27 protein-coding genes are annotated in these 26,383 nt (G+C 69.1%); 19 read left to right on the top strand and 8 right to left on the bottom strand.

Features of this window, described 5'->3' with window-relative positions; translation table 11 throughout:
• Nucleotides 1-50: 50 nt before the first annotated feature.
• Complete coding sequence (gene crp, locus F6Q13_RS00515; protein ID WP_293050601.1) at nt 51-725, bottom strand: cAMP-activated global transcriptional regulator CRP; 675 nt, start codon at nt 723-725, stop codon at nt 51-53.
• 95 nt (nt 726-820) lie between these two features.
• Nucleotides 821-1,135, bottom strand: coding sequence for a hypothetical protein (locus F6Q13_RS00510; protein ID WP_367140726.1), 315 nt, complete (start codon nt 1,133-1,135; stop codon nt 821-823).
• A 177-nt stretch (nt 1,136-1,312) separates the two neighbouring features.
• Between F6Q13_RS00510 and nth the strand changes: the two genes are divergently transcribed.
• The 4 genes from nth to marP are packed head-to-tail and all read left to right on the top strand — an operon-like array spanning nt 1,313 to nt 4,669.
• Nucleotides 1,313-1,993, top strand: a complete 681-nt coding sequence (gene nth / locus F6Q13_RS00505; RefSeq protein WP_293050597.1) for an endonuclease III — start codon at nt 1,313-1,315, stop codon at nt 1,991-1,993.
• A gap of 12 nt (nt 1,994-2,005) precedes the next feature.
• Nucleotides 2,006-2,665: a TlpA disulfide reductase family protein gene (locus F6Q13_RS00500; protein WP_293050795.1), complete on the top strand. Its 660-nt coding sequence runs from the start codon at nt 2,006-2,008 to the stop codon at nt 2,663-2,665.
• A gap of 10 nt (nt 2,666-2,675) precedes the next feature.
• Nucleotides 2,676-3,482, top strand: coding sequence for a CoA pyrophosphatase (locus F6Q13_RS00495; RefSeq protein ID WP_293050595.1), 807 nt, complete (start codon nt 2,676-2,678; stop codon nt 3,480-3,482).
• Nucleotides 3,479-4,669: an acid resistance serine protease MarP gene (gene marP / locus F6Q13_RS00490; protein WP_293050593.1), complete on the top strand. Its 1,191-nt coding sequence runs from the start codon at nt 3,479-3,481 to the stop codon at nt 4,667-4,669. Before F6Q13_RS00495 ends, marP begins: the two co-directional genes overlap by 4 nt.
• Here the strand turns inward: marP and F6Q13_RS00485 are convergent.
• Both F6Q13_RS00485 and F6Q13_RS00480 read right to left on the bottom strand, forming a co-directional pair.
• Nucleotides 4,662-5,639 (bottom strand): alpha/beta hydrolase, encoded by a 978-nt coding sequence (locus tag F6Q13_RS00485; RefSeq protein ID WP_293050591.1) that lies wholly within the window; start codon nt 5,637-5,639, stop codon nt 4,662-4,664. The genes marP and F6Q13_RS00485 overlap by 8 nt on opposite strands.
• Nucleotides 5,640-6,179 carry a phage holin family protein gene (locus F6Q13_RS00480; RefSeq protein ID WP_293050589.1) on the bottom strand — a complete coding sequence of 180 codons (540 nt, stop codon included), beginning with the start codon at nt 6,177-6,179 and terminating at the stop codon, nt 5,640-5,642.
• A gap of 202 nt (nt 6,180-6,381) precedes the next feature.
• Here F6Q13_RS00480 and F6Q13_RS00475 point away from each other — a divergent pair, with 202 nt between their 5' ends.
• Nucleotides 6,382-7,044: a serine protease gene (locus tag F6Q13_RS00475; protein WP_293050793.1), complete on the top strand. Its 663-nt coding sequence runs from the start codon at nt 6,382-6,384 to the stop codon at nt 7,042-7,044.
• A 17-nt stretch (nt 7,045-7,061) separates the two neighbouring features.
• Here the strand turns inward: F6Q13_RS00475 and acs are convergent, their stop codons facing one another.
• Nucleotides 7,062-9,023: an acetate--CoA ligase gene (gene acs / locus F6Q13_RS00470; protein ID WP_293050587.1), complete on the bottom strand. Its 1,962-nt coding sequence runs from the start codon at nt 9,021-9,023 to the stop codon at nt 7,062-7,064.
• 105 nt (nt 9,024-9,128) lie between these two features.
• Between acs and F6Q13_RS00465 the strand changes: the two genes are divergently transcribed.
• Genes F6Q13_RS00465 through F6Q13_RS00445 form a run of 5 tightly spaced genes read left to right on the top strand, consistent with a single transcriptional unit; the run spans nt 9,129 to nt 14,843 of the window.
• A complete protein-coding gene (locus F6Q13_RS00465; protein ID WP_293050584.1) occupies nt 9,129-10,727 on the top strand; it encodes an ABC transporter substrate-binding protein in 1,599 nt (532 codons plus the stop codon).
• Between the two features lies 1 nt (nt 10,728).
• Nucleotides 10,729-11,655, top strand: coding sequence for an ABC transporter permease (locus F6Q13_RS00460; RefSeq protein ID WP_293050582.1), 927 nt, complete (start codon nt 10,729-10,731; stop codon nt 11,653-11,655).
• Nucleotides 11,621-12,481, top strand: a complete 861-nt coding sequence (locus F6Q13_RS00455; RefSeq protein ID WP_293050580.1) for an ABC transporter permease — start codon at nt 11,621-11,623, stop codon at nt 12,479-12,481. Before F6Q13_RS00460 ends, F6Q13_RS00455 begins: the two co-directional genes overlap by 35 nt.
• The gene (locus F6Q13_RS00450; RefSeq protein ID WP_293050578.1) at nt 12,478-14,097 is read left to right on the top strand and encodes an ABC transporter ATP-binding protein; all 1,620 of its coding nucleotides are present in this window, start codon (nt 12,478-12,480) and stop codon (nt 14,095-14,097) included. Before F6Q13_RS00455 ends, F6Q13_RS00450 begins: the two co-directional genes overlap by 4 nt.
• Nucleotides 14,098-14,099: 2 nt before the next feature.
• Entirely contained in the window at nt 14,100-14,843 is a 744-nt protein-coding gene (locus tag F6Q13_RS00445) for an oxidoreductase (protein WP_293050792.1), read from the top strand.
• 554 nt (nt 14,844-15,397) lie between these two features.
• On the opposite strand, the gene F6Q13_RS00440 is transcribed toward F6Q13_RS00445, so the two are convergent.
• Nucleotides 15,398-16,255 (bottom strand): HAD-IB family hydrolase, encoded by an 858-nt coding sequence (locus F6Q13_RS00440; RefSeq protein WP_293050576.1) that lies wholly within the window; start codon nt 16,253-16,255, stop codon nt 15,398-15,400.
• 471 nt (nt 16,256-16,726) lie between these two features.
• On the opposite strand from F6Q13_RS00440, the gene ssd reads away from it, so the two are divergent.
• The 7 genes from ssd to F6Q13_RS00405 are packed head-to-tail and all read left to right on the top strand — an operon-like array spanning nt 16,727 to nt 21,255.
• The gene (gene ssd, locus F6Q13_RS00435) at nt 16,727-17,773 is read left to right on the top strand and encodes a septum site-determining protein Ssd (RefSeq protein WP_293050791.1); all 1,047 of its coding nucleotides are present in this window, start codon (nt 16,727-16,729) and stop codon (nt 17,771-17,773) included.
• On the top strand, nt 17,770-18,933 hold the full coding sequence (locus F6Q13_RS00430) for a TadA family conjugal transfer-associated ATPase (protein WP_293050574.1): 1,164 nt from the start codon (nt 17,770-17,772) through the stop codon (nt 18,931-18,933). Before ssd ends, F6Q13_RS00430 begins: the two co-directional genes overlap by 4 nt.
• Nucleotides 18,930-19,730 carry a type II secretion system F family protein gene (locus tag F6Q13_RS00425; protein ID WP_293050573.1) on the top strand — a complete coding sequence of 267 codons (801 nt, stop codon included), beginning with the start codon at nt 18,930-18,932 and terminating at the stop codon, nt 19,728-19,730. The genes F6Q13_RS00430 and F6Q13_RS00425 overlap by 4 nt, the downstream gene beginning before the upstream one ends.
• A gap of 19 nt (nt 19,731-19,749) precedes the next feature.
• Nucleotides 19,750-20,340, top strand: a complete 591-nt coding sequence (locus F6Q13_RS00420) for a type II secretion system F family protein (RefSeq protein WP_293050572.1) — start codon at nt 19,750-19,752, stop codon at nt 20,338-20,340.
• A 48-nt stretch (nt 20,341-20,388) separates the two neighbouring features.
• Nucleotides 20,389-20,589 (top strand): DUF4244 domain-containing protein, encoded by a 201-nt coding sequence (locus F6Q13_RS00415; RefSeq protein WP_293050571.1) that lies wholly within the window; start codon nt 20,389-20,391, stop codon nt 20,587-20,589.
• A complete protein-coding gene (locus tag F6Q13_RS00410) occupies nt 20,589-20,936 on the top strand; it encodes a TadE family type IV pilus minor pilin (RefSeq protein ID WP_293050569.1) in 348 nt (115 codons plus the stop codon). Before F6Q13_RS00415 ends, F6Q13_RS00410 begins: the two co-directional genes overlap by 1 nt.
• Before the next feature lie 31 nt (nt 20,937-20,967).
• A complete protein-coding gene (locus tag F6Q13_RS00405; protein WP_367140745.1) occupies nt 20,968-21,255 on the top strand; it encodes an Rv3654c family TadE-like protein in 288 nt (95 codons plus the stop codon).
• A 45-nt stretch (nt 21,256-21,300) separates the two neighbouring features.
• Here the strand turns inward: F6Q13_RS00405 and F6Q13_RS00400 are convergent, their stop codons facing one another.
• Both F6Q13_RS00400 and F6Q13_RS00395 read right to left on the bottom strand, forming a co-directional pair.
• A complete protein-coding gene (locus F6Q13_RS00400; RefSeq protein ID WP_293050564.1) occupies nt 21,301-22,335 on the bottom strand; it encodes a PAS domain-containing protein in 1,035 nt (344 codons plus the stop codon).
• A gap of 306 nt (nt 22,336-22,641) precedes the next feature.
• Nucleotides 22,642-24,969, bottom strand: a complete 2,328-nt coding sequence (locus F6Q13_RS00395) for a DEAD/DEAH box helicase (protein ID WP_293050562.1) — start codon at nt 24,967-24,969, stop codon at nt 22,642-22,644.
• A 272-nt stretch (nt 24,970-25,241) separates the two neighbouring features.
• On the opposite strand from F6Q13_RS00395, the gene cspA reads away from it, so the two are divergent.
• A complete protein-coding gene (gene cspA / locus F6Q13_RS00390) occupies nt 25,242-25,445 on the top strand; it encodes a cold shock protein CspA (RefSeq protein WP_083088599.1) in 204 nt (67 codons plus the stop codon).
• A gap of 169 nt (nt 25,446-25,614) precedes the next feature.
• Nucleotides 25,615-26,193, top strand: a complete 579-nt coding sequence (locus tag F6Q13_RS00385; RefSeq protein ID WP_293050552.1) for a hypothetical protein — start codon at nt 25,615-25,617, stop codon at nt 26,191-26,193.
• Nucleotides 26,194-26,383: the final 190 nt, after the last annotated feature.

The following is a 26,383-nucleotide window of genomic DNA, read 5'->3' as shown; positions in this document are numbered from 1 at the left end:
GCAGGGCTGTGAATCCGCCCGAGACCACAGCCCTGTAGGCAATCTCAACGTCAGCGCGCCCGCCTAGCCAGCCGTTCCGAGTCCGAGATCAGCACACTCTTGCCTTCCAGCCGGATCCAGCCCCGGTGGGCGAAGTCGGCCAGCGCCTTGTTCACCGTTTCCCGCGACGCGCCGACGAGCTGGGCGATCTCCTCCTGAGTCAGGTCGTGAGTAACCCGCATCGCGCCACCCTCCTGGGTGCCGAACCGCTGGGCCAGTTGCAAAAGCTGCTTGGCAACCCGGCCGGGCACGTCGGTGAAGATCAGGTCGGCCAAGTTGTTGTTGGTGCGGCGCAGGCGACGGGCCAGCACCCGAAGCAGCTGCTCGGCGATTTCGGGACGATCGGCGATCCACGCGCGCAGCGCGTCGCGGTCCATCGCCACCGCTCGGACCTCGGTGATCGTGGTGGCGCTCGAGGTCCGTGGCCCCGGGTCGAAGATCGAAAGCTCGCCGAACATATCGGAGGGTCCCATGATGGTCAGCAGGTTCTCCCGGCCGTCCGGTGAGCGACGCCCGATCTTGACTTTCCCGGAGATAATGATGTAGAGCCGATCGCCGGGCTCGCCCTCCGCGAATATGGTATGCCCGCGTGGAAAGTCGACCGGCTGCAATTGCTTGGTCAGCGCGGCGACGGCGCTTGGTTCAACCCCCTGGAAGATTCCGGCCCTCGCCAGGATCTCGTCCACGTTGCCCCTTCAGCTCTTTCCGGTGTGACACCCGCGGGCCGACCTCTGGCTAGCGGGATAATTCTCAAGTCAACCCATTGACTCAACGTGCCACGCTACACACCATCGACATGCCGTGGCGGCCCAAATGGCCGATTTGCCCGCGAATGCCCGTACCGCCCCCACAGTGGACCTGGTCGGTCAGCACCGAGGATAACTGCGCTGGTCAAGGCGGGATCGCCACGATATTCGGCGTCGCCGGATCGCGGTGCCGGCCCGCCGAGCGCCTCGCGCATGCCGGCCCGGGCCACCATGCCCACATCGACGGACTCGGCATGCGTGCGCTCGGCCAGGCGCGATTCGAGCCTCCCCAGCCAGAACGTCGCCAGAATCAGCAGCCCCGGGACGAATGCCACGAGCAACCACGACACAACCAGCAAGTAAACACGGCCCAGATCTCGATGGGATTACGAATTAGTACTCTGTCGAGAGTGACAAGTGGCAAGCCGCCCCGCGGCGCCGGGCGGGCGGCCGCCGCGAAGAACGCCGCCACGGCCCGGCGTCATCCTGCGGAGACACGGCTGGCCTTAGTCCGGCGGGCTCGCCGGATGAATCGTAAGCTGGCGAAGGCTTTTCCGGACGCGCACTGCGAGCTGGATTTCACCACGCCGCTGGAACTGACGGTGGCCACGATTTTGTCGGCGCAGAGCACCGACAAGCGGGTGAACCTGACCACCCCGGCGTTGTTTGCCCGCTACCGCACCGCGTTGGACTATGCCCGCGCCGACCGCGCCGAGTTGGAGGACCTCATTCGCCCCACCGGTTTCTACCACAACAAGGCGACCGCGTTGATCGGCCTTGGGCAGGCGCTGGTCGAACGGTTCGGCGGGGAGGTGCCGGCCACCATGGACGAGTTACTCACCCTGCCCGGCGTGGGGCGCAAGACAGCCAACGTCATCCTGGGCAACGCCTTCGGCATTCCCGGGATCACCGTAGACACGCACTTCAAGCGGCTGGTGGGTCGGTGGCGCTGGACGGTCGAGAAAGACCCGGTGAAGATCGAGCAGGCCGTCGGCGAACTCATCGAGCGCGACCAGTGGACGCTCCTGAGCCATCGGGTGATCTTTCACGGCCGCCGGGTGTGCCATGCCCGCAAACCGGCCTGCGGCGCGTGCCTGCTGGCCAAGGACTGCCCGTCGTTCGGGATCGGGCCCACCGACCCGGTGATCGCCGCCGGATTGGTGCAGGGCCCGGAAGCCGAGCACCTGCTGGCGCTGGCCGGAATGTAGGCCACTGTGCGCATCAAGGACGTCACCGGCCGGACCAGTCGCTGGACCGTCGCGATCCTGGTGGTCGTGGTGGCTTTGGTGGTGGCTCTGCTGGCCGAACTGCGCGAGGAGTCCCATTCGCGAACCGCATCAAATGTGCCGGACGTCAGCGCCCCGAGCCGCGAGCATCGCGACGCCGACACCGCCGCGGCGCTGGCCGGGCCGCGGCGGCAGGCCGACCTGGCCCCCTGTCCGGCCGCCGCTGAGGGTTCCGGCCCGGCGGCGCTGCAAGGTGTCACCGCGGAATGCGCGGCCGACGGATCCGTGGTCGATGTCGCCCGGGCACTGGCCGGGCGACGGGTGGTACTGAACTTCTGGGCATACTGGTGCGGGCCGTGCCGTGCCGAATTGCCCGCGATGGCAGAGTACCAGCGACGGGCCGGTCCGGCCGTCACCGTGCTGACGGTTCATCAGGACGAGAACGAGACGGCCGCGCTGCTGCGGTTGGCGCAGTTGAGAGTCCGGCTGCCGACCGTGCAGGACGGCCGCCGCCGCATTGCGGCGGCACTGCGGGTACCCAACGTGATGCCCGCGACGGTGGTGCTGACCGCAGACGGTAGCGTGGCCCAGACCCTGCCGCGACCTTTCGCCACCGCCGACCAGATCGCGGCCGCGGTCGGAGATCAGCCGTGACGCCGCGTGGATGGGAGCGAGGGAGGCGCCGGTGAGCGCAGGTGGTACGTCCCCGCGACCGGGGACGGTTCCCCTGATGCCCGAAGTCGGTCCGCCCTGGCTGCGGCCGCTGGTCGATAACCTCGGCCGAATGCCGCACGCGTACCGGCATCGGCTGCCGGCCGATGTGCTCGCGGTGGCTACCGACGCCGATGCGGCGCCGCGCCGTCGCACCCGACGCGACGCCGCGGTGCTGGTGCTGTTCTCCGGCCCGGCATCGGATCCCGGCGGTGCCGGCGTTCCCGACGAGTCCGACCTCTTGCTCACGGTGCGGGCGTCCACGCTGCGCCACCACGCCGGTCAAGCGGCGTTTCCCGGTGGCGCCGCCGATCCCGGCGACGGCGGACCGGTGGCCACCGCGCTGCGAGAAGCGCAGGAGGAAACCGGTATCGACCCCAGCCGGGTGTATCCGCTGGCGACGATGGAGCAAACATTCATCGGGCCTTCGGGGTTTCACGTCGTCCCGGTCCTCGCCTACTCGCCCGACCCTGGGCCGGTCACCGTCGTCGACAAGGCCGAAACAGCAATGGTGGCGCGGATCCCGTTGCGCGCTTTCATCAATCCTGCCAACCGATTGATGGTGTACCGTCGCTCATTCCGTCCCCGCTTCGTCGGTCCGGCTTTCCTGCTGAACGAGATGCTGGTGTGGGGATTCACCGGTCAACTGATCTCGGCGATGCTCGACGTCGCCGGTTGGTCCCGGCCGTGGGATACCAGCGACGTCCGCGAATTGGACGAAGCGATGGCACTGGTGGGCGATGAGGGCGGCCCACGATGACCTCGTCGCAGTGGCTGGACATCGCGGTGCTCGCGGTCGCCTTCGTCGCAGCCGTTTCCGGTTGGCGTTCCGGCGCGCTGGGTTCACTGCTGTCGTTCGCCGGTGTCCTGCTCGGTGCGGTTGCCGGGGTGCTGCTCGCCCCGCACATCATCGCCCACATCAGTTCGGAACGGGCCAAGCTGTTCGCCGCGCTGTTTTTGATCCTGACGCTGGTCGTCATCGGCGAGGTGGCCGGCGTGGTGCTGGGCCGCGCGGTACGCAGCGCTATCCGCAGCCGGGTGATCCGTTTCTTGGACTCGCTGGTGGGGGTGGCGGTGCAACTGGTCGTGGTGCTGGCCGCGGCGTGGTTGCTGGCAATCCCGCTGACCGCGTCGTCCGCCCAACCCAACCTGGCGGCTGCGGTGCGGGGTTCGCGGGTGCTGGCCGAAGTCAACCAGTTCGCGCCGCCCTGGCTGAAGACGGTGCCCAATCGGCTCTCGGCGCTGCTGGACACCTCGGGTCTTCCGCAGGTGCTCGAGCCGTTCAGTCGCACCCCGGTGGCGGCGGTCGCCACGCCCGACGCCGCGCTGGCCAACAGCCCGGTTGTGGCGGCGACCGAGCCCAGTGTGGTCAAGATCCGCGCGATCGCACCCAGCTGTCAGAAAGTTTTGGAGGGCAGCGGATTCGTTCTGTCTCCTGAGCGGGTCATGACCAACGCGCACGTGGTGGCGGGCGCCAACAGCGTCACCGTTGAGGCCAACGGTAATCCCTACGACGCCACCGTGGTGTCCTACAACCCGGACATCGACATCGCCATTCTGGCCGTTCCCCACCTGCCGCCCGGACCGCTGCCCTTCGCCGAGGAGCCGGCTGCACCGGGCAGCAATGCCCTGGTTCTGGGCTATCCGGGCGGCGGCGGTTTTGTGGCGACCGCGGCCCGCATTCGCGAAGTCATCGAGCTCTCGGGCCCCGACATCTATCGCAACGCGACCGTCAATCGCCAGGTGTACACGATCAGAGCCACCGTGGAGCAAGGTAATTCGGGTGGCCCGCTGATCGATCTGAGCGGCAAGGTGCTCGGCGTCGTGTTCGGCGCCGCCGTCGACGAGAACGACACCGGTTTCGTCCTGACGGCCAAAGAGGTGTCCAGCCAGTTGGATCACATCGGCGACACCAAGCCGGTTGCCACCGGTGCCTGCGTCAGCTGAGCCCGGCCCCGTACACCTGCCCGAGAAATGCCAGCAGCCGGCCGTTGACTTCTTGCGGCGATTCTTCGTGACCGAAATGCCCGGCGCCGGCAACGGCGACGTACCGGCCGTGCGGTGCGTACCGCCGAGTGCGATCGACGGGGTTGGCCAGCACGTAGGGGTCGGCCTCACCGCGCAGGTGCAGGACGGGGACACTGGCCTGACGCTTCATGGATTTCATGAACCGTCGACCCTCGTCGCGCAGCTGGCTGCGCACCGCCCAGCGCTGGTACTCCAGCGCGCAGTGCGCTGCCGACGGAATCTGAATCGCTCGCCGCAGGTACCCGATCGTTTCGGAGAAGTCCGCACTGGCTTGCCATTTGGCGCTGGCCCGACTTCGTACCAAGCGCTCGATCTCGGCGCCGTTGTTTCCGGTGAGCAGCCGTTCCGGCCAGATCGGCACCTGGTAGCGCAGCAGCGACGGCAGCAGCGCGCGACACTGGCCGCGGTCGGTCAGCGCAGAGGCTCGCAACGCGGCGGGATGCGGCGAGCTCACGAGCGCGATGGCCCGTACCAGACGGGCATGCAGCACCGAGGTGGCCCAGCAGACCAGCCCGCCCTCGGCGTGACCGACCAGGGTTGCCGAGGAATGGCCGAGCGCGCGGATCAGTCCGGCGGTGTCGCCGGCCAGCGTCCAGCCGTCGTAGCCGCGCGGCGGCTTGTCGGTGCCGCCATAGCCGCGCAGATCCACCGCGACAGCCCGCACGCCCTGCAGCCCGCGCAGTTGGTGGCGCCAGGACCACCAGAACGAGCCGAAACCGTGCAGCAGGATCACCAGCGGCCGCGCTGTCAGCGACGTGCCCGCGGGTTGTCCGGTGGCCCGGTCGGGCGGGGTTGCCTCCACGACGTGAAACCGGATGCCGTTGGCGTGCACATCTCGATGACGCCATGGCCCGTCGATGTGGGTCACCGACGGGTCGGGTGGGGCCATCTACCAGCCCGAGGGGTCAGCCGGTGACCCGTCGGGCGCGGGACGCGGCCCCGGCGCACCGTGGTCAGGAGACTTGTCATGGCCGGGGACGAAGGCGGCGCGGGTCTTTTTGACCGACTCGATCGTCTGCCGCGGTCCACGAATACGGCGCACCTTCACGTAGCCCAACAGGGCCAGCACCGCGGTGACCACCACCATGATCCCGAAGACGATCGCAAACGCGGCCCAGCGCCATAGCCAGGTGTCGAGCAGTTCGGCCAGGAAAAAGAAGAAGAAGAACGTCGAGTAGAACAGCACCACCAGCGCGGCGATGAAGAAAACACTGCCGGTCAGCCCCTTTTTGACGTCACGGGTGATCTCGGCGCGGGCCAGTTCAACCTCGGCGCGCACCAGCGTGGACATCTGCGCTGCGGCGTCCTTGACCAGGTCACCCACCGAGGGTGTGGCGGGAACGGCGTGCGGATCGGTCAGTGGAATCGTCGTCAGGGTGCCGGGTACCCCGTCCGTTCGGGGGGCGCTGTTACGGTCGGGTGTGCTCACAGACGGTCCTCCGGGTTCGCTGTCCTAGCGGTTCATGTTGCCATGCCGGCCGGTGCCGGGACGAGGCGATCCGCGAGCTCGGCTCGGGCTAGACTGGCGAATCCAGTTCGGATTAGCGGCGCGACCCGTCTACAGGAGTGATGCTGTGCTGACCACGCACCGTCGGCTGGTCACCGTTGCCGCGACGCTAGCGGCGCTGACGATGCCGGCGATCGTGGTCGGTGCGCGTGGCACCGCCGCCGACAACAAGATCCCGCTCGGGGGCGGCGCGGCCATCGTCATCGACGGCGACACGATGTGCACCCTGACGACCATCGGCACCGACAACAGGGGCCAACTGGTCGGCTTCACGTCCGCGCACTGCGGTGGGCCAGGTGCCCAGGTCGCCGCCGAAGCGGAGCAAAACCGAGGCGTGTTGGGCACCATGGTGGCGGGCAACGACATACTCGACTATGCGGTCATTCAGTTCGACCCGGACAAAGTCACGCCGGTGGCCGACTACAACGGCTTCGTGATCGACGGCATCGGCCCCGATCCGGCCTTCGGCCAGATCGCCTGCAAACAGGGCCGCACCACGGGCAATTCCTGCGGGGTCACCTGGGGCCCGGGTCAAGACCCCGGAACCATCGTCATGCAGGTGTGCGGACAGCCCGGCGACTCGGGGGCGCCGGTCACGGTCAACAATCTGCTGGTCGGGATGATCCACGGCGCGTTCAGCGAAAATCTGCCGACCTGCATCACCAAGTACATTCCGCTGCACACGCCGGCGGTGGTCGTGTCGATCAACGCCGTGCTGGCCGACCTCAACGCCAAAAACCGGCCGGGCGCCGGGTTCGTTCCGGTCGCGTCGGACCCGGCCGCGTGAGGTGACCGCGTAACGCATCACCGCTGGGTGCCGGCCCGGATCGACTCGACCACGCCCGGGTCGAGCAGCGTCGAAGTGTCGCCGAGTTCGCGGTTGTTCGCGATGTCCCGCAGGAGGCGGCGCATGATTTTGCCGCTGCGGGTCTTGGGCAGCTCGGGCACCACGTGCAACTCCCGGGGCCGGGCGATCGGGGAGATCGCCCGGGCCACTTCGGCGCGCAGCTCGTCGATGATCTCTGCACCGGCGGTGTCGGCATGGTCGGCCTGCAGCACCACGAAGGCGCAGATGGCCTGACCGGTGGTCTCGTCAGCCGCCCCGACCACCGCGGCCTCGGCCACACCGGAATGGCCGACCAGCGCCGACTCCACCTCGGCGGTGGAGATTCGATGCCCGGACACGTTCATCACGTCGTCGATACGGCCCTGCACCCAGATGGCGCCGTCGGGGTCGTATCGGGCACTGTCGCCGGTGAAATACCACCCCTGCTTGGCGTACCTGGACCAATAGTTCTCGCGGTAACGATCCGGATCACCCCATACGCCGCGCAGCATCGCCGGCCAGGGCTGGTCGATGACCAGGTATCCGGTGGCGTGCTCGCCGTGATCGGGGCAGGGAGCCAGCTCAACGCCGTCCTCGTCGACGATCTTGGCGGAAATGCCCGGCAGCGGCGTCATCGCCGAGCCCGGCTTGGTCGCGGTGACCCCGGGCAGCGGCGAGATCATGGCCGCGCCGGTCTCGGTCTGCCACCAGGTGTCCACGATCGGGGTGCGGTCGGCACCGATCACGCTGCGGTACCAGCGCCAGGCCTCCGGGTTGATCGGCTCGCCGACCGAACCCAGCAGCCGCAGGCTCGACAGGTCATGGGCGTCGGGAATCTCTCGACCCCACCTCATGAATGTCCTGATCAGCGTGGGTGCCGCATAGTAGATTGTCACGCCGTACTTTTCGATGATCTCGAAATGCCGGTGCGCGGTAGGGGTGGCGGGAGTGCCTTCGTAGAGGACCTGGGTGGCGCCGTTGGACAGCGGGCCGTAGACGCCGTAGGTGTGCCCGGTGACCCAGCCGATATCCGCGGTGCACCAGAACACGTCGGTTTGCGGCTTGATGTCGAAGATGCTGTGGTGGGTGTAGGAGGCCTGGGTCAGATAGCCGCCGCTGCTGTGCACGATGCCCTTTGGCGCGCCGGTGGTACCCGAGGTGTACAGCAAAAACAGTGGGTGCTCGGCGTCGAACGGCTCCGGGGTGTGCTCGGGCGACGCGGAGTCGACGACGTCGTGCCACCACAGGTCGCGGCCCGCGGTCCAGGGCACCTCGATCCCGGTGCGCCGGACAACTACCACCTGCTGCACGGGGCTGTCCTGGCCGAGCGCATCGTCGGCCGCTGCCTTGAGCGGCATCGGCCTGCCGTGACGGAACTGGCCGTCGGCGGTGATCAGCAGCTTGGCCTGCGCGTCGGCGATGCGAGCGCGCAGCGCTGTCGCGGTGAAGCCGGCGAACACGACGCTGTGCATGATGCCCAGCCGCGCGCAGGCCAGCATCGCGATGACGGCCTCGGGGATCATCGGCAGGTAGATCACCACCCGGTCGCCGGCAGCCAGGCCGAGGTCGCGCAGCGCGTTAGCGGTTTTGCACACCTGCGCGCGCAGGTCCGCATAGCTCACGGTGCGGCTCTCGTTGAGCGGCTCGCCCTCCCAGCAGATCGCGGTCCGATCACCGTGGCCGGCCTCGACGTGGCGGTCCACGCAGTTGTAGGCGACATTGAGAGCGCCCCCGACGAACCACTTGGCGAACGGCGCGTTCGACCAGTCCAGCACCTGCTCGAAGGGAGTCGCCCAGCACAGCCGGTCGGCCTGCTTGGCCCAAAACGCCAGCCGGTCACGCTCGGCGTCGCGGTAAACGCCGGCGCCGACGTTCGCTTGCGCGGTGAACTGCGGGGGCGGCGGGTACGACGACGGCGCCTGGTCGGGCGTTTCGGTCACGAGCATGAGCGTAGTCAGCCCGGAATCGACCGGGACCGCGTGCGTGCCGGGGCGCCCAACTGGCTTTAGAGTCGGCCGTACGGAAGTTGCACCAGGAGGAGCGGGTTGCGTCGGAGGCGGGTCGCCGCGGCATGGGTCGCGGCGTTGCTCCTGGTGTCGCTGACCGGCTGCGGCGGTAACGTCGACACGGAGTTGGTGACCGTCAACGCTGCCGAACCGCAGAACCCGCTGATACCCACCAACACCAACGACACCAACGGCGGCCGGGTCATCGATCGGTTGTTCGCCGGCCTGCTGTCCTACGACACCCACGGCACACCGGCCTTGGAGGTCGCGTCGGCGATCGAGACCACCGACGACGTCAACTACCGGATCAGCCTTAAACCCGGGTGGATGTTCTCCGACGGATCCCCGGTGACGGCGCAGTCATTCGTCGACGCCTGGAACTACGGCGCGCTATCGACCAACGCCCAACTGCAGCAGAGCTTTTTCAGCCCCATCGTCGGCTTCGACGAGGTCGCGGCTGCCAAACCCGCGGCCCGCACCATGTCCGGACTGCAGGTCGTCGACGATCACCAGTTCACGGTGCGGCTCAAGAGGCCCATCATCGACTTCACACTGCGACTGGGATTTTCGCCGTTTTATCCACTGCCGCGCGTGGCGTTCGCCAATATGGCGGCTTTCGGACAGCACCCCATTGGCAACGGACCGTACAAACTCGCCGACGGCCCGGCCTGGCAGCACAACGTCAAGATCGACCTGGTGACCAACCCCGGCTACCACGGCAACCGGGTGCCGCGCAACAAGGGTTTGCGGTTCATCCTCTACGCCAACCTCGACACCGCCTACGCCGACCTGCTGGCCGCCAACCTCGATGTGCTGGACAGTATTCCGCCCAGTGTGCTACCGGTCTACCGCAAGGACCTCGGTGACCGTGCCATCACCGCGCCGGCGGCCGCCAATCAGACCCTCGACACACCGCTGCGGCTGCAGCACTTCGGGGGACAGGAAGGCCGGCTGCGCCGGCTCGCGCTATCGGCTGCGATCAATCGGCCACAGATCTGCCAACAGATCTTCTCCGGAACCCGCTCGCCCGCTCGTGAATTCACTGCCAGCTCGCTGCCCGGATATAATGCCGACATTGCCGGTAACTCGGCGCTGAACTTTGACCCCGACCGGGCGCGGCAGCTATGGGCGCGGGCCGACGCTATTTCGCCGTGGACCGGTGAGTACGCGATCGCCTACAACGCCGACGGCGGCCACCGGGACTGGGTGGACGCGGTGGCCACCAGCATCAAGAATGTTCTGGGTATCGACGCAGCAGGCGCCCCGCAGCCGACTTTCGCCGGCTTTCGCAGCCAGATCACCGACCGCACCATAAGCTCCGCGTTCCGCGCCGGCTGGCAGGGCGACTATCCGTCGATGCTGGAATTCCTTCAACCGTTGTTCGTCACCGGCGCCGGCGCCAACGACGTCGGTTACTCCAACCCGGAATTCGACGCCGCGCTGGCTCGCGCCGAAGCCGCGCCCAGCTTGCCGCGATCGTATGCACTGACCAACGATGCACAGCGAATCCTGTTGCGTGACATGCCGGTGATCCCGCTGTGGTACACCATCGCGGTGGCGGGGCGCTCGTCGGCGGTCCGCGACGTCGTGCTTGCCTGGAATGGTCTGCCCGACTACGAACGCATTGTCAAGGTGTGACATGGGTCGCTACGCCGTGCGGCGGTTCGCGGTCATGCTGCCGGTTTTCCTGGGCGCGACGCTGCTGATCTACGCCATGGTTTTTCTGTTGCCCGGCGACCCGGTGGCCGCGTTGGGCGGGGACCGGCCGCTGAGCCCCGCGGTGGCCGCGCAGCTGCGCGCTCAATATCACCTCGACGACCCGTTCTGGCTGCAGTACCTGCGCTATCTGGGTGGGATCCTGCGCGGCGACCTGGGCCGCTCCTACTCGGGTCTTCCGGTGAGTACCGTGGTGGCCCAGGCGTTTCCGGTGACAATCAGGTTGGCATTGATCGCCCTGGCGGTGGAGACCGTGCTGGGCGTGGGGTTCGGTGTCCTGGCCGGATTGCGCCAGGGCGGCATCTTCGACGCCGGCCTGTTGGTTGTCAGCGTGATCATCGTCGCGATGCCGACTTTCGTGTTGGGCTTGGTGGCACAGTACCTTCTTGGGGTGCGGTTGGGCATCGCTCCGGTCACGGTCGGTGATCGGGCAACGTTCGCCAGGCTGCTGCTGCCCGGTATCGTGCTGGGTTCGGTGTCATTTGGGTATGTCTTGCGGTTGACCCGCTCGGCGGTGGCCGAGAACGCCCACGCCGACTATGTGCGCACCGCTACCGCCAAGGGTTTGTCCCGGCCGCGGGTGGTAGCGGTGCACATCGTGCGCAACTCGCTGATCCCGGTGGTGACCTTCCTGGGTGCGGATTTCGGCTCTTTGCTGGGCGGCGCGATCGTCACCGAGGGAATCTTCAACATCCATGGTATCGGCGGGCTTCTCTACCAGGCTGTCACCCGCGGGGAAGCTCCGACTGTCGTCGCAATCGTCACGGTGCTCGTCGTTGTCTACCTGGTCACCACCCTGGTGGTGGACCTGTTGTATGCGGCCCTGGACCCGCGGATCCGCTATGGCTGAGTCTTGGCGGACACTGCGGCGTCGCCCGACGTTCGTGATTGCGGCGGTGCTGATCGTCTTGGTCCTTCTGGTGGCGGCGTTTCCGGAGCTCTTCACCGGGGCCGATCCCGACTACGCCGACCCGAACCAAAGCCTGCTCGCGCCGTCGCGGGCGCACTGGTTCGGTACTGACCTGCAGGGCCATGACATCTACGCCCGCACCGTCTACGGTGCCCGGGCCTCGATCACCGTCGGTGTCGGGGCCACCCTCGCCGTGTTCGTCGTCGGCGGAGCGCTGGGCGCGCTGGCCGGTTTCTACGGCGGGTGGATCGACGCGGTGGTCTCCCGCGTCGCTGATGTCCTGTTCGGAATCCCGTTGCTGCTGGCGGCGATTGTGGTGATGCAAGTTGTCCATCACCGCACGGTCGCGACGATGGTCGGGGTCCTGGCATTGTTCGGCTGGCCGCAGGTGGCCCGGATCGCTCGGGGCGCAGTGCTCGCTGTGCGCGACAGCGACTATGTGCTGGCCGCGACGGCATTGGGGCTGAACCGGTTCGGAATTCTGGTGCGGCACGCCGTGCCGAACGCGGTGGGACCGGTCATCGCAGTCGCCGCTATTGCACTGGGCCTGTTCATCGTCACCGAGGCCACGCTGTCCTACCTGGGAATCGGCCTGCCGCCGTCGGTGGTGTCCTGGGGAGGCGATATCAGCACGGACCAGATCCGGCTGCGTGCCGGGTCGCCGATCCTGTTCTATCCGGCCGGGGCGCTTGCGGTCACCGTACTGGCCTTCATGATGATGGGTGACGTTTTGCGCGACGCCCTGGATCCGGCGCGGTCGTCATGACCACCGTCGGGTCGCCGCTGCTGCGCGTGCAGGGCCTGGAAGTCAGGTTCGGCCCGGCAGTCGCCGCGGCCCACGCCGTGGATCTGACCGTGCAGCGCGGACAGACCGTCGCCATCGTCGGCGAGTCAGGTTCAGGCAAGACCACCACCGCCGGTGCGATTCTCGGGCTGCTGCCGCCGGGTGGCCGAATCACCTCGGGCCGCATCGTGTTCGACGGTGTCGACCTCGCCAGGGCCGGTCGGCGTCGACTGCGGTCGATCCGGGGCGCCGGCATCGGTTATGTGCCCCAGGATCCGATGACGAACCTGAATCCGGTATGGAAAGTGGGGTTTCAGATCCAAGAAGCATTGCACGCCAACAATATCAGCGCCAATCAGGCTGTGCAGCTGCTCGCCGACGCGGGGCTGACCGATCCGGCAACCCAGCTGAGACGATATCCCCACCAGCTGTCCGGCGGCATGTGCCAGCGCGTGCTCATCGCAATCGCGTTGGCGGGCCGGCCGCAGCTGCTGATCGCCGACGAGCCGACCTCGGCCCTCGACGCCACGGTACAGCGCCAGGTGCTCGACCACCTGCAGCACCTCACCGCGAACCTGGGAACCGCCGTGCTGCTGATCACCCACGATCTGGCGCTGGCCGCGCAGCGGGCCGAGCAGCTGGTGGTGATGCACCGCGGTACCGTCGTGGAAACCGGCCCGGTCCGGCAGGTGCTGGACGATCCACAACACGACTACACCCGGCGGCTGGTGGCGGCCGCACCCGCGATGCGGCGCCCGGCCCCGCGTCGGCCGGCGGTAGAAAAGCCGGACGACGACGTGCTGGTCGTCACCGGGCTGACCAAGATCTACCGGCACACCGGCGGTGCGCCGTGGCACAAGGCTGAATTCCGCGCAGTCGACGCGGTATCGTTTCGGCTGCGCCGCGGGACCACACTGGCGATCGCGGGAGAGTCCGGCGCGGGGAAGTCCACGCTGGCGCGAATAGTCCTGGGTCTGCAGGCACCGAGCGCGGGCACGGTGGTTTTCGACGGCCGCGATATCGCCGGGCTGGACCGACGCGAGATGTTGGCGTTTCGCCGGCGGGTGCAACCGGTATTGCAGAACCCTTACGGCAGCCTGGATCCCAGGTATTCGGTGCTGCGCGCTATCGAGGAACCGCTGCGTATCCACCGACTCGGCGACCGGCGACAACGCCGCAAGACGGTGTTGGAGCTGGCCGAGCAGGTTGCGCTCCCGTCGTCGGTCCTGGACCGCCGACCCCGCGAGCTGTCGGGTGGTCAACGCCAGCGCGTCGCGATCGCCCGCGCGCTGGCCCTGCGCCCGCAGGTGTTGGTCTGCGACGAGGCCGTGTCCGCCCTCGACGTCGTGGTGCAAGCGCAGATCCTGGATCTGCTCACCGACCTGCAGGCCCGGCTCGGTCTGACGTATCTGTTCATCAGCCACGACTTGGCGGTAATCCGGCAGCTCGCCGACGAGGTGCTGGTGATGCGGGCCGGCCGGGTGATCGAACACGGCGCCGCCGAGGACGTCTTCACCCGGCCGCGCCACGATTACACCCGTGAGTTGTTGGCCGCGATCCCGGGATGGCGAACGGGCGCCCGCGGCGGCAGGCCATGACCATGGCCACTGACCCGCTGGCGCCACTGATGCAACTGCCCGGGGTCGCACCGGCCGTCGAGCAGGCGCGCGACGCGCTGGGTCGCGTACATCGGCATCGCGCCAATGTGCGGGGCTGGCCGGTCACCGCTGCCGAGGCTGCACTGCGGGCGGCCCGGGCGTCGTCGATGCTCGACGGCGGAGCGCGCCGGCTCGGCGAATCCGGTACCACCGAACCGGTCTTGGCCGGCGCGCTGCGAGTGGCGCAGGCACTCGAAGGTGGTCAAACCCATCTGGTCGCGGTGTGGCAGCGGGCACCCCTGCAGGCGCTGGCCCGGCTGCACATACTGGCCGCCGCCGACCTGGTCGAGAAGGACCGGTTGGGCCGGCCGCGCACCGACGCCCAGGTCGCACCCCGTCTCGAGCTGCTCGCGGACCTCCTCAGCGGCGGCACCCGGGTCCCGGTGCCGGTGCTCGCCGCGGTCGCGCACGGCGAGCTGCTGACGCTGCGACCGTTCGGCAGCGGCGACGGTGTCGTAGCGCGTGCGGTGTCCCGACTGGTGACCATCGCCGGCGGCCTCGACCCGCACGGGCTGGGCGTGCCCGAGGTGGCCTGGATGCGGCGCGCAGCCGCCTATCGAGACGCCGCCCGCGATTTTGCCGCAGGCACCCGCGACGGCATGGCGGCCTGGCTGAAACTGTGCTGCGGCGCCATGCAAGACGGCGCGCGCGAAGCGCTCTGGATCGCCGATTCACTGAGCCGGTAAGGTTGCCGACGCCGCCTCGTGGCGACCGGTCCCGCCGGTGGTGAGCACGCAAAGCGGGCGGCGTTCCGGGTGAGTCCGGCGCGCCGCCCGCTAGCACGGACCTCGGTTACCATGCGTGCACCTGTGGGCTGCGTGGGTTGGCCTCGGCGATCTTGCGACCCGACGGGCAATCACCCCACCCAAAGGGCTACCGATTCCCGCCGCTCTCCGCAATTACGCAGGCCCGCAACACTTATGCCATTATCGCGGCTATGACTCCGCGTGGGTGCCGAGAACCGTGCTGGGTCGCCCGGGTCGGGAGACCGAACCTTCTCTTCCGGATCGGCCTTGGCCTCGCCGGGCTTCCGTGACTCCTTTGTACTACGTGGCCTGCATCACATCAAGAGCCTGACGTGTTAAAAGGTCGAAACGACCCTGCATCAGAATGACGAATAGTTTGCTGAGGACCGGCGGCTGGCAATCGACACGGGGCTTGGATGCAGGCGGTCGTCGCCGTCAGCACAAACCCACAATGCCCGCACAATGCCCGGCAGCGCTGTTCCCGACCTCCGCTGCTACGAGGTGAAGCGGCGCAGCAGAGCGAAGGTGACCGCTCCGGCGGCGAGTGCGCTGACCCCTACCGCGGCCGTGGTCGCCAGCGTGGCCCCCGACGGCGCCGGGATGCGGTCGCGCAGCGACACCGGGCGGGAGAAACTGAGCACCGGCCAACCGCGCGCTGCTGCCTCCTTGCGCAACGCCCGGTCGGGATTGACCACGCAGGGGTGCCCGACGGCCTCGAGCATCGGCAGGTCGGTGATCGAGTCCGAATAGGCGTAGCAGTGCTCGAGCGCATAGCCCTCGTGAGCGGCCAACTCCCCGATGGCCTGCACCTTGCCTTCGCCGTAGCAGTAGAACTCGATCTCGCCGGTGTAGCGGCCGTCCTCGACGACCATGCGGGTCGCCATCGCGTGGGTCGCGCCGAGCGCGCGGGCGATCGGGGCCACCAACTCCTCGCCGGACGCCGAGACCACCACGACGTCGCGCCCGCACAACTTGTGCCCGGCGATCAGTTCTGCGGCCTCGGCGAACACCAGCGGGGTGACGATCTCGTGCAGGGTCTCGTTGACGATCGATTTCACCTGCTCGACGTCCCAGCCGGCGCACATATTGGTCAGATGAAAGCGCATCCGATCCATCTGGTCGTGGTCGGCACCGGACAACAGGAACAGGAACTGGGCGTAGCTGGATTTGAGTACCGTGCGGCGATTGATCAGCCCCTGGTTGAAGAACGGTTTGCTGAACGCGAGCGTGCTGGACTTGGCGATGATCGTCTTGTCCAGGTCGAAAAAGGCGGCCGTGCGGGGCTGCCCGCCCGGGTCGGCCGCCGGGGGCGGCGCTGGTTGCTGCCCAGCCGCCGAGTCGGGAACGCTCACCGATTCAGCATAGGGCCGCAGCGCGCCGGGCCGCGAAGTGTGGATAAACCAGCAGGTCAGCGACGCCCCCGGTACCCGCCACCGGCTTCGGCGGCGAGTCGGCCGTTCTAGTTTGCGCGACGTGCAGGACTTGCGTCGAGCCGTGCTGTCGTGTGTATAGTGAAACTAACTCGGCGTAACGCCGAGGGTATATCAGCCCGACCCCCCGGGGCTGATATACGACGACCCTCGCCTCCTCCCCCCCTGGCGGGGGTCGTCCCCGTTGCGGGGTATGTCGTCCCCGGCAACCCACCGGTCGGCCCTGGCACAGTCGGTCCGCAGCTCGGGCGATCCGCAGATCGGGCTTTGTGCACAGATCGGGCTTTGTGCACAGATCGGCCCTGCTGCCCGGATCGATGCCGGCGCTGCGGCTCCGCTATCGGGCACGGTGAGCGGGTGACTACCGCGACCGGCACCGCCGGAGTCTTGGCAATGCTGACCGAGCCCGCCCTGCGTGACGCGGTGGACCGCGTCGCTGCGGCCGTCGGCGCGCGGGTCATCCATGCCGCAGGCGGAGCGCCGGTGAACCACAGAACCTGGTTAGCGGCCACGGCGGTGCTGCTGGACGCTGCTGCGGCGGAGCGCTGCGCACAGGGCGGGCTGCCGCGGCGCGCTCACGTCATCGTGGTGGTCAGTGCTGAGCCGGCGCCGGCGACCTGGGCGGGTGCTGTCGCGGTCGGTGCTCAGCAGGTCCTGGTGCTGCCCGCGCAGGAGCACGCGCTGGTAGACGAACTCGCCGACGCCGCTGAATCGGCGCGCGACGACCGGGCTCGTGGTGACGTGGTCGCGGTGATCGGTGGGCGTGGCGGGGCGGGCGCATCCCTCTTTGCGACCGCGTTGGCCCAGGTCGCCGCCGAGTCGCTGCTGGTCGATCTCGATCCGTGGGGCGGTGGCATCGATTTGCTGGTAGGCGGTGAAGACACCCCTGGAGTGCGCTGGCCGGACCTCGCGGTCCAGGGTGGGCGGGTGAGCTGGTCGGCGGTGCGAGCGGCGTTGCCGCGGCACCGGGGGGTCAGCCTGCTGTCCGGCATCCGCGCCGATTACGACGTGCACGCGGCCGCCCTGGACGCCGTCGTCGACGCCGGCCGCCGGGGCGGCACGACCGTGGTCTGCGATCTTCCGCGGCGATTGACCGATGCTGTTCACACCGCCCTGAAGAGCGCCGATCTGGTCGTCGTCGTCAGCCAAGCCGATGTTCGGGCCTGCGCGGCCACGGCAACGGTCGTCGGCGCGCTCGCCGGGATAAACCCGAATATCGGCCTGGTGGTGCGCGGGCCGTCGCCGGGCGGATTGCGGGCATCGGAGGTCGCCGCTGTCGCGGGGGTACCGCTGCTGGCCGCGATGCGGCCCGAGCCGCGCTTGGTCGACCAACTCGAGCACGGCGGCCTGCGACTGCGCCGGCGCTCTGCCCTGGCCGCCGCGGCCCGTGCGGTCCTCACCGCGTTGCCGGCGGGGCGAACCGAAGGCCGGGCCGCATGAGCGGGTCGCTGATCGACCGGGTGCGTGAGCGGCTGGCCGCCCAATCCGCCCCGCTGCGGCCCACCGTGGTCGCTGCGGCGATCCGGGCCGAATCCGGGGGTGTGCTCGGCGATACCGAGGTGCTGAGCAACCTGCGGGTGCTGCAGACCGAGCTGAGCGGCGCCGGCATCCTCGATCCGCTGCTGCGCGCCGAGGGCATCACCGATGTCCTGGTCAGCGCGCCGGACGCGGTCTGGATCGACGACGGAAACGGGTTGCGGCGCAGCGCGGTCCGGTTCGCCGACGAGGCGGCCGTTCGTCGCCTGGCGCAGCGGCTGGCGCTGGCCGCCGGTCGCCGTCTCGACGATGCGCAACCCTGGGTGGACGGCCGGCTGACCGGGGTGGGCACCGGAGAGTTCGCGGTGCGCCTGCACGCGGTGCTGCCGCCGGTCGCCGCCGCCGGCACCTGCCTTTCGTTGCGGGTGTTGCGGCCGGCTACCCAGGATCTGGCGGCACTGACCGCGACCGGCGCGATCGCACCGCAGGCCGCCGCACTGCTCGACGACATCATCGCCGCCCGGCTGGCGTTTCTGGTCTGCGGCGGCACCGGGGCCGGCAAGACCACGTTGCTGGCAGCGATGCTGGGCGCGGTGTCACCCGACGAGCGGATCGTGTGTGTCGAGGACGCCGCTGAGTTGTCACCGGCCCACCCGCACCTGGTCAAACTGGTCGCGCGGTGCGCCAACGTCGAAGGCGTCGGCGAGGTGACGGTGCGCCAACTCGTCCGGCAGGCGTTGCGGATGCGACCCGACCGCATCGTGGTCGGTGAGGTTCGTGGCGCTGAAGTGGTCGATCTGCTGGCTGCGCTGAACACCGGTCACGACGGTGGTGCCGGCACCGTGCATGCCAACAACCCGGCCGAGGTACCGGCCCGGTTGGAGGCGTTGGGCGCCCTGGGCGGCCTGGATCGCGGCGCGCTGCACAGCCAGCTCGCCGCGGCGGTGCAGGTGCTGGTGCACATGGCCCGGGACCGCGCCGGGCGGCGGCGGCTCAGCGAAATAGCGGTGCTGCAGATCGTCGACGGACGGGTGCGCTCCGTCACCGTGTGGCACGCTGATCGCGGCCTGACCGCCGACGTCGCTGCGCTGCGCCGGCTGCTGCACGACCGGGCGATATCGTGACGGGCGCGGCGGCCGCAGCGCTGGCGCTGGCGGGGGCGCTCGTGGTGTTGCCGCCATCGCCACGGCGGCGGTTGGTTTCGGCGAGGCCCGCCGGCCCGCGGGTTGCGCGGGCCGGCCGATGGGCGGCCAGATGCGCGGCGGCAGCGGTCCTGGCGGTCACCGTGTTGCTGCCGCTGACTACGGTTGTCGCCGCCGCGGTGCTGTCGGCAACGACGGCGGTGCGCCACCGGCGGCGCCGTCGCAGCCGCCGCGCCGGAGCCGAGGGCCGGGCACTGCAAGCCGCGATCGACGTCTTGGTGGGCGAGCTGCGGGCCGGAGCGCATCCGGTGCGCGCGTTCGAGGTCGCGGCGAACGAGTCGGGCGGTGCGGTCGCGGATTCCTGCCGGGCGGTGGCCGCGCGGGCCCGACTCGGCGCCGACGTGGCCGCCGGTCTGCGCGGTGCGGCCGAGAGGTCGGCGCTGCCGGCGCAGTGGCGTCGGCTCGCGGTGTGCTGGCAGCTAGCCGGGGACCATGGGCTGGCGATGTCGACCCTGATGCGCGCCGCTCAACACGATATCGCCGAGCGGCAACGTTTTGCCGCGCAGGTGACGTCGGCGATGGCCGGCGCGCGTGCCACCGCGACGATCCTGGCGAGCCTGCCGGCGGTGATGCTGGTGCTGGGTCAGCTGATCGGAGCACAGCCGGTGGCATTCCTGCTGGCCGGGCATGCCGGCGGTTGGCTGTTGGTGACCGGTGTGACGCTGGTGTGTGCCGGCCTGCTGTGGGCGGATCACCTCACCGAACGAGTGACGTCGTGACTCGCGACCGCGACGAAACATGAGCACGGCGGCGCTGCTGTTGGCGATGGCGCTGCTGAGCGGTGTCGGGCCCGCGGCAGTGCGCTCCCGTGCCGGGTTGGCGGTCCGCCCGCGTCGCGTGCTGCGCCGCCCGGAGAATGGCCCGGATGCGCTGGCGGTTGCGTCCAGCCTCGATGTGCTGGCGGTGTGTCTGGCCGCGGGGATGGCGGTCTCGACCGCTGCCGCTGCCACCGCTGTTTCGGCGCCACCCGTGCTGGCCGACGTGTTGCGGCGATCTGCGGATCTGCTCGCCCTGGGTGCCGACCCGGCTGTCGCCTGGTCGGTACCGCCGGACCTGCGATCCGGCGTCGTCGACGCGCAGACCGAGGCATTGCTGCGGCTGGCCCGACGGTCGGCCGAATCGGGCGCGGCGCTCGCCGACGGGGTAGCCGACCTCGCCGCGCAGTGTCGCCGGGACGCCGGCCACGCCGCGGCCGCGGCCGCTGAGCGGGCCGGGGTGCTGATCGCCGGACCGCTGGGGTTGTGCTTCCTGCCGGCGTTCGTCTGTTTGGGCGTCGTGCCGGTGGTGGCCGGACTGGCCGGCGACCTGCTGCAGTCGGGCCTGCTGTGAGGCTTCGCACGGTGAACACGGATATTCACGAAGGAGGAGTGGCTGACCATGTTTCGGGAACTAGCGGCACTGAGGGCACGGCTGGCGCTGCTGGCCGTCGACGAGTCGGGCATGTCGACCGTCGAGTACGCGATCGGAACGATCGCCGCGGCGGCGTTCGGCGCGATCCTCTACTCGGTCGTCACCGGCGATTCCGTCGTCGCGGCGTTGACCCGCATCATCGGTCGCGCCCTCAGCACCAAGGTGTGATGGCCTCTGTCGACTTTGTCAGCTCAAGTGTGGGGACGAGCACCGTCGAGGCGGCCTTGGGCATCGCCACGCTGGTGGCGGTGCTGGTGCTGTGCCTGGCCGGGATCACCGCGGTGTCGATGCAGGTGCGCTGCGTGGACGCCGCCCGCGAGGCCGCCCGGCTGGCCGCGCGAGGCGACGAACGCTCGGCGGTGGGCGCGGCCCGCGGAGTTGCGCCGGCCGGGGCACAGCTGCAGCTGCGCCGCGACGGCGAATTCGTCATCGCAACCGTCACTGTGCGATCACCTCTGCTGCCCGCGCTGGCGATCGGGGCCACCGGCGTCGCGGCGCTGGAGCCGACCCGGTGAACGAGGATCGGCCACCGTGGTCGCCGTCGCGATGGTGGCGGTGCTGCTGGTCGTCACCGGCGGTGGTGCAGTCCTGGGGGCGGCCGTACTGGCACGTCACCGCGCCCAGTCGGCGGCAGACCTAGCCGCGCTGGCCGCCGCCGCGCGGCTGCCCGCAGGACCCGAGTCGGCCTGCGCCCAGGCAGCGGCGGTGGCCCGCGCGATGCGGGCCGACAGCCGATGTACCGTGGCCGGCCTGGATGTCGTCGTCACCGTCGACGTGGCGATCAGTCGATGGGGTAGGGCACGCGCCGGCGCCCGGGCCGGTCCCGTCCGATAGCGGCGCTCTTGCTGTTAAGCCGAAATAGCTTGGCAATGCAATAGATCAGGTCTGGTTTTCGACCGCGGGCAGGCCGGCGGCGGCGAGCTCGGCCTCGGTGGGCAACCGCAGCGAGACCAGGCCGGCGAACGCTTTTTCGTCCAGCTCCACCCGGTTCACGGTGACATGCACCGCAACCCAGGTGTTGTCGTGGCCGGGCAGCCGCAACACCCCGGAGGTGACACCGTCGGCGAACTCCGCGGTCATGGCCGCCAGCCGCGCTTCGTCGCCGGGGTGGGTCGGCTGCGCGTCGAGGCCGCTACGCCGCCAATCGCAGAAGGGGCAGGGCTCGTCGAGCCATTTGAGCAGCCTCCAGTTGCTGAGATCGATCAGCGCCCGATGCACTCCCGGCTGAGCCGGGCCGTGCAGAATCCGCTGGGCCAGCACATCGGTCGACTCTGGTGTCGGGCTCGGTTCGGCCCGCCAGTTCATGCCCCGGGCGATCAGGTGGTCGCCTCCGTCCGGGCCGGGTTCCAGCCCGGTGCGCGCGACGAAACTCACCCGGATCGGGTTGCCCTGCCAATCGGTGCCGTCGCAGCCGGAGCACAGTGTCTGACCCGGTTGGGCTCGCAGGGCCAACGCCAGCAGCCTGATCTCGTCGGGCTGCAGATCCCGCGACGGCCAATTCTCCGCGACAGAGCGACCGTCGGTCTTCTCCACCTCGGGATTCTTACCGCTGTTAGCCAGCGACTCGGGTGTATCGGTAACCACGCCCAGGGTCAGGTCCCACTTGAGCGGACCCGGGATCGGCCGCTCCGGCGGCTCGGCCTGCGCCGGCCCGCTCCAGACATGCACGCCGTGAATCCAGCCGTCGGGCATCGCCACCGGTTCGGTCCGGATCACCCGATCATTTTTGGGCGTGATACTCACCAGGCTCTGGGCGGTTCGCATCGATTCGGCGATCGCCGTCTGGATGGCGGCCAGATGAGGATTGCGGCGCAGCAACGTGGTGATCGGAACGAGATTGCGCTGCTGGCGCCCCAGCGCGACCACGGCCGGTTCGTTGCCCAGCGTTTCCACCAGCAGCCAGTCGTGCGGCATGACGCAACTTTACCGGCCGGATAGAGGCCAGGTTTTCTGTTGCTGTGCTGGGCAATACGACACCATGGGACGTTTGCCGATTGTCGGTGCGGCCGAGGCGGCGACTGCAGAGTTGCACACCGACCCCGCGGCCGGGTATTTTGCTGCTGCACCTGCAGGGCCTGAAAACGGTTCGCGTTGTCCGACCGTTCGTCACCGCCGTCATGTGTCCGCGACGCCGTTGTCGTCAGCAGGTAAGCGCTTCGGTAGTAGCCGCACAGCCTCGGAAGTCGACCGTCGAGGGGTCGGTCGTCATCCCTGTGTGCCTCAGCCCGCCGGGTGGGCGAATTCGGCCAGAACCAGGCGCAACACCCGCACCGCGCCGGCCTTGTCCAGCGGATTGTTACCGCTGCCGCATTTGGGCGACTGCACGCACGACGGACAGCCCTGCACGCAGTCGCACGCCTCGATAGCCGCGGCGGTGGCGCCCAGCCACGCGGCGGCCCGGCGGAATCCGCGTTCGGCGAATCCGACGCCGCCCGGATAACCGTCGTAGACGAAAACGCTGGGCAATCCGTCCGGCTCGGGGCCGATCGCGGTGGACAGGCCGCCGATGTCGCCACGATCGCAACTGGCGACCAGCGGCAGCAGCCCGATCGCGGCGTGCTCAGCGGCGTGCAGCGCACCCGGGATCTGCGTTGCGCCGACCCCATGGCGGTGCAGTGCCTGCGGCGCGATCGTGTACATCACTGCCGTGGTGGGCAATGTTTGCGTCGGCATTTCCACCTCGACGAAGTCGATCACCTCGCCGGACGGTCGGCGGCGCAGGTAGCCGACCACGCGGCTGGTGACCGTGACCGGCACCAGGCCCAGCGTGACCGATCCGAACACCCTCCGTTCACCGGTGCCGGTGACGACGATGTCGGTGAGTTCCCGGGCGAACGTCGCATAGCCGGGATCCTCGGCTCGGACAACGGCGATGCCCTGCTCGAAGTCGAGCGCATCGACGACGTAGCTCTCGCCTTGGTGCAAGTAGACCGCCCCCGGATGCACCGAGGCAGGAGCCTGGCCGATACCGATGGTGCCCAGTACCCGCCCGGTGCCGGCCTCGACGATCATCACCTGGCCGCCGGTGGTCGCGCGGATGTCCACCGCCGGATGCGGGTCCAGGCCCGGTGCCGGGTAATACTTGCCGGATCGCCGCCGCAGCAATCCGTCGTCGACGAGAGCCCCGGCCAGCTGCTCGGCGCCCAGTGCCCGGATCTCGGTGTCATCGACAGGTAGTTCAGTTGCTGCACAAAGCAAGTGGGGACCAAGGACATACGGGTTGAGCGGATCGATGACAACCTGCTCGATCGGCTTGTCCAGCAGCGCCGCCGGGTGATGGACCAGGTAGGTGTCCAACGGATCATCGCGAGCGACCAGCACGATCAGCGCACCCTGGCCGCGGCGCCCCGCCCGGCCGGCCTGCTGCCAAAACGAGGTGACTGTTCCCGGGAAGCCCGCCAGGACCACCGCGTCCAGCCCGGCGATGTCCACACCCAACTCCAGCGCGTTGGTGGTCGCCAGCCCGCGAAGCTGCCCGTCGGCCAGCGCGTGTTCGAGCGCGCTGCGGTCCTCGGGCAGATAGCCCGCCCGGTAGGACGCCACCGTCCCGGAAAGCTCCGGCGCAACGGCGTCGAGTCGGGCGCGGGCTGCCAGCGCAGTCAGCTCCGCGCCGCGGCGCGACCGGACAAACGTCAACGTGCGGGCCCCCTCGGCGACCAAATCGGCCATGACGCGCGCCGCCTCGGCGCCGGCCGACCGCCGCACCGGAGCGCCGTTTTCCCCGGCCAGGCCGGCCAGCAGGGGCGGCTCCCACAGCGCCACCGTGCGGGCGCCCTGCGGCGAACCGTCCTCGGTGACCTCCCGCACCGGCCGGCCGATCAGCTCGGCTGCGGTGGCTCCCGGCGCGGCTGTGGTCGCGCTGGAAAAGATCACCGTCGGCGTCGCGCCGACCCCATAGCGCGCGCACAACCGCAGCAGCCGACGCAGCACCATTGCCACATGCGACCCGAAAATTCCCCGGTAGTGATGACATTCGTCGACCACCAGGTAGCGAAGGCCGCGCAGGAAAACCGTCCAGCGCTCATGGTGGCGCAGCATCGCCAGATGCACCATGTCCGGGTTGGAGAACACCCACCGGGAACGCTCCCGCGCGAGGCGGCGCACCTCGGCGGGACTGTCGCCGTCGTAGGCGGCGGGCGTGACGTCGTGCAGCCGCGGGATCGCCGCGGTCAAGGCCTGCGCGACGCGCAACTGATCACGGGCGAGCGCCTTGGTCGGCGACAGGTAGAGCACCCGGACCCGCGGATCGGTCGCCAGTGCATTGAGGATCGGAAGCTGGTAGGCCAGTGACTTGCCCGAGGCGGTGCCGGTGGCGATCACCACATGACACCCGCTATGGGCCAGTTGCGCGGCGTCGACCTGGTGTGACCACGGCGCGCTGATGCCACGCTCGCTGAACGCGCGCACCACATCGGGCTCGGCCCAGCTCGGCCAGGGTCGTGATCGCCCGGGCCGGGCCGGCAGTTCGGCCACATGGCGCAGCGGCTGCTCGCCGGGTGCACAACCGGCGGCCACGGCGCCGAGCAATTCGCGGCCGAAGTCGGGCATTTCACCCCTCTATCAAAACTGCGGCGCCTCGTGCGTTTCGCTTGCCGGATGGCCCGGCCGAGCTGTCGCCGACGCGATGAACATGATTGACTGATGTGCGGCCGCAGCTTCTGTGTTCGTGTCAAACTTTCGCAGGATCTCTCGTTGCGGCCGCGGTTCCTGCGAGGGTCATGGGCCGGGTCAAGTTCCGGCTCCTCCACGGGTATGGCGGTCACAGCGGGCCCGGGTCACCGAAGCACGGTGCCCCGCACCCAAGAAGAGTAAGGAAAGAAATGCCACAGGGAACTGTGAAGTGGTTCAACGCGGAGAAGGGGTTCGGTTTTATCGCCCCCGAGGACGGTTCCGCAGATGTGTTTGTCCACTACACGGAGATCCAGGGAACGGGCTTCCGCACCCTTGAGGAAAACCAGCGAGTCGAGTTCGAGGTCGGCCAGAGCCCCAAGGGACCGCAGGCCACCGGCGTTCGCTCCATCTGAACCACTGTCGACTACCCCCCGGGCGTTCGGGTCATCGGGCTGCGCCCGGGGGTAGTCGGCGCCGACGGCCCCTCGCGCGCCGCGCCGCGGCGCCGGATTTGAGGGCCCGGCTCCTCCTCGCGCCGTGTTCGGCGCTCGTCGTCGCCGGGCGGGGCTTACTGTCGGTGGCGTGAGGCAGCTGTCGTTCTTCTCGGCCGAGTCGGTGCCGCCTGCCGTCACCGACCTGACCGGCGTGCTGGCGGCCACCGGTCACGTGGTGCTCCTCGATGGGGGAGCACGCCTGTCAGTGGTGGTGGATGACTTCTGGCGGGCCGAAGCCCTGGCCGAGATGATCGACGAGGCCGGCCTGGTGGCCGAGATCACCCGCACCGAGGAGAACACTCCTTTGGTACGCACGGCGGTGGATGCCCGGCTGCGCCGTATCGCCGCCGAATGGACCCGCGGCGCGGTCAAGACGGTGCCCAGGCTGTGGCTGCCGGGGCCGCGGGAGCTGCGGGCCTGGACACTGGCGGCCGGCAGTCCGGAAGCCGACCGGTACCTGCTCGGTCTGGACCCCCATGCGCCCGATACCCATTCGTCACTGGCCGCGGCGCTGATGCGGGTCGGGATCGCTCCCACTCTGATCGGGAGCCGCAATGCCCGGCCGGCGCTGCGGATCAGCGGTCGGCGCCGGTTATTGCGCCTGATAGAAAACATCGGGGAACCGCCCGACGGCGCCGAAGCGTTGTCGGTCTGGCCGTGCGTTTAGCGTCGATCGGGAGAGCTTCGGAACGGTGCTGACGGAGGGTCGGTTTGCGCGGACCCGGACCGGGTGTCACATTGGCAGGTGTCTACCGGCCCGACCGACTCGGTGCAGCTAAGGGCCGGGCGCGGGACCTGCGTGGCAGCCGGGGACCGCACGAGGCTCGGTGTCGACGAGGGAAAGTGAGCGTAATCAC

It is taken from the genome of Mycobacterium sp., assembly GCF_008709575.1.
Taxonomy (GTDB): domain Bacteria; phylum Actinomycetota; class Actinomycetes; order Mycobacteriales; family Mycobacteriaceae; genus Mycobacterium.
The sequence above is the reverse complement of the archived record's forward strand: the minus strand, read 5'-3'. Positions and strand labels throughout refer to the sequence as shown.

Coding starts and splice junctions, on each gene's coding strand:
- F6Q13_RS00445 (WP_293050792.1), top strand. CDS start 14,100: ATGGCCACTGACCCGCTGGCGCCACTGATGCAACTGCCCGGGGTCGCA.
- F6Q13_RS00475 (WP_293050793.1), top strand. CDS start 6,382: ATGCCGGCGATCGTGGTCGGTGCGCGTGGCACCGCCGCCGACAACAAG.
- F6Q13_RS00450 (WP_293050578.1), top strand. CDS start 12,478: ATGACCACCGTCGGGTCGCCGCTGCTGCGCGTGCAGGGCCTGGAAGTC.
- F6Q13_RS00395 (WP_293050562.1), bottom strand. CDS start 24,969: ATGCCCGACTTCGGCCGCGAATTGCTCGGCGCCGTGGCCGCCGGTTGT.
- F6Q13_RS00455 (WP_293050580.1), top strand. CDS start 11,621: ATGCGGCCCTGGACCCGCGGATCCGCTATGGCTGAGTCTTGGCGGACA.
- F6Q13_RS00420 (WP_293050572.1), top strand. CDS start 19,750: ATGAGCACGGCGGCGCTGCTGTTGGCGATGGCGCTGCTGAGCGGTGTC.
- marP (WP_293050593.1), top strand. CDS start 3,479: ATGACCTCGTCGCAGTGGCTGGACATCGCGGTGCTCGCGGTCGCCTTC.
- F6Q13_RS00405 (WP_367140745.1), top strand. CDS start 20,968: ATGGTGGCGGTGCTGCTGGTCGTCACCGGCGGTGGTGCAGTCCTGGGG.
- F6Q13_RS00415 (WP_293050571.1), top strand. CDS start 20,389: ATGTTTCGGGAACTAGCGGCACTGAGGGCACGGCTGGCGCTGCTGGCC.
- cspA (WP_083088599.1), top strand. CDS start 25,242: ATGCCACAGGGAACTGTGAAGTGGTTCAACGCGGAGAAGGGGTTCGGT.
- F6Q13_RS00430 (WP_293050574.1), top strand. CDS start 17,770: ATGAGCGGGTCGCTGATCGACCGGGTGCGTGAGCGGCTGGCCGCCCAA.
- ssd (WP_293050791.1), top strand. CDS start 16,727: ATGCTGACCGAGCCCGCCCTGCGTGACGCGGTGGACCGCGTCGCTGCG.
- F6Q13_RS00410 (WP_293050569.1), top strand. CDS start 20,589: ATGGCCTCTGTCGACTTTGTCAGCTCAAGTGTGGGGACGAGCACCGTC.
- F6Q13_RS00485 (WP_293050591.1), bottom strand. CDS start 5,639: ATGGCCCCACCCGACCCGTCGGTGACCCACATCGACGGGCCATGGCGT.
- F6Q13_RS00400 (WP_293050564.1), bottom strand. CDS start 22,335: ATGCCGCACGACTGGCTGCTGGTGGAAACGCTGGGCAACGAACCGGCC.
- F6Q13_RS00460 (WP_293050582.1), top strand. CDS start 10,729: ATGGGTCGCTACGCCGTGCGGCGGTTCGCGGTCATGCTGCCGGTTTTC.
- F6Q13_RS00495 (WP_293050595.1), top strand. CDS start 2,676: ATGGGAGCGAGGGAGGCGCCGGTGAGCGCAGGTGGTACGTCCCCGCGA.
- nth (WP_293050597.1), top strand. CDS start 1,313: ATGAATCGTAAGCTGGCGAAGGCTTTTCCGGACGCGCACTGCGAGCTG.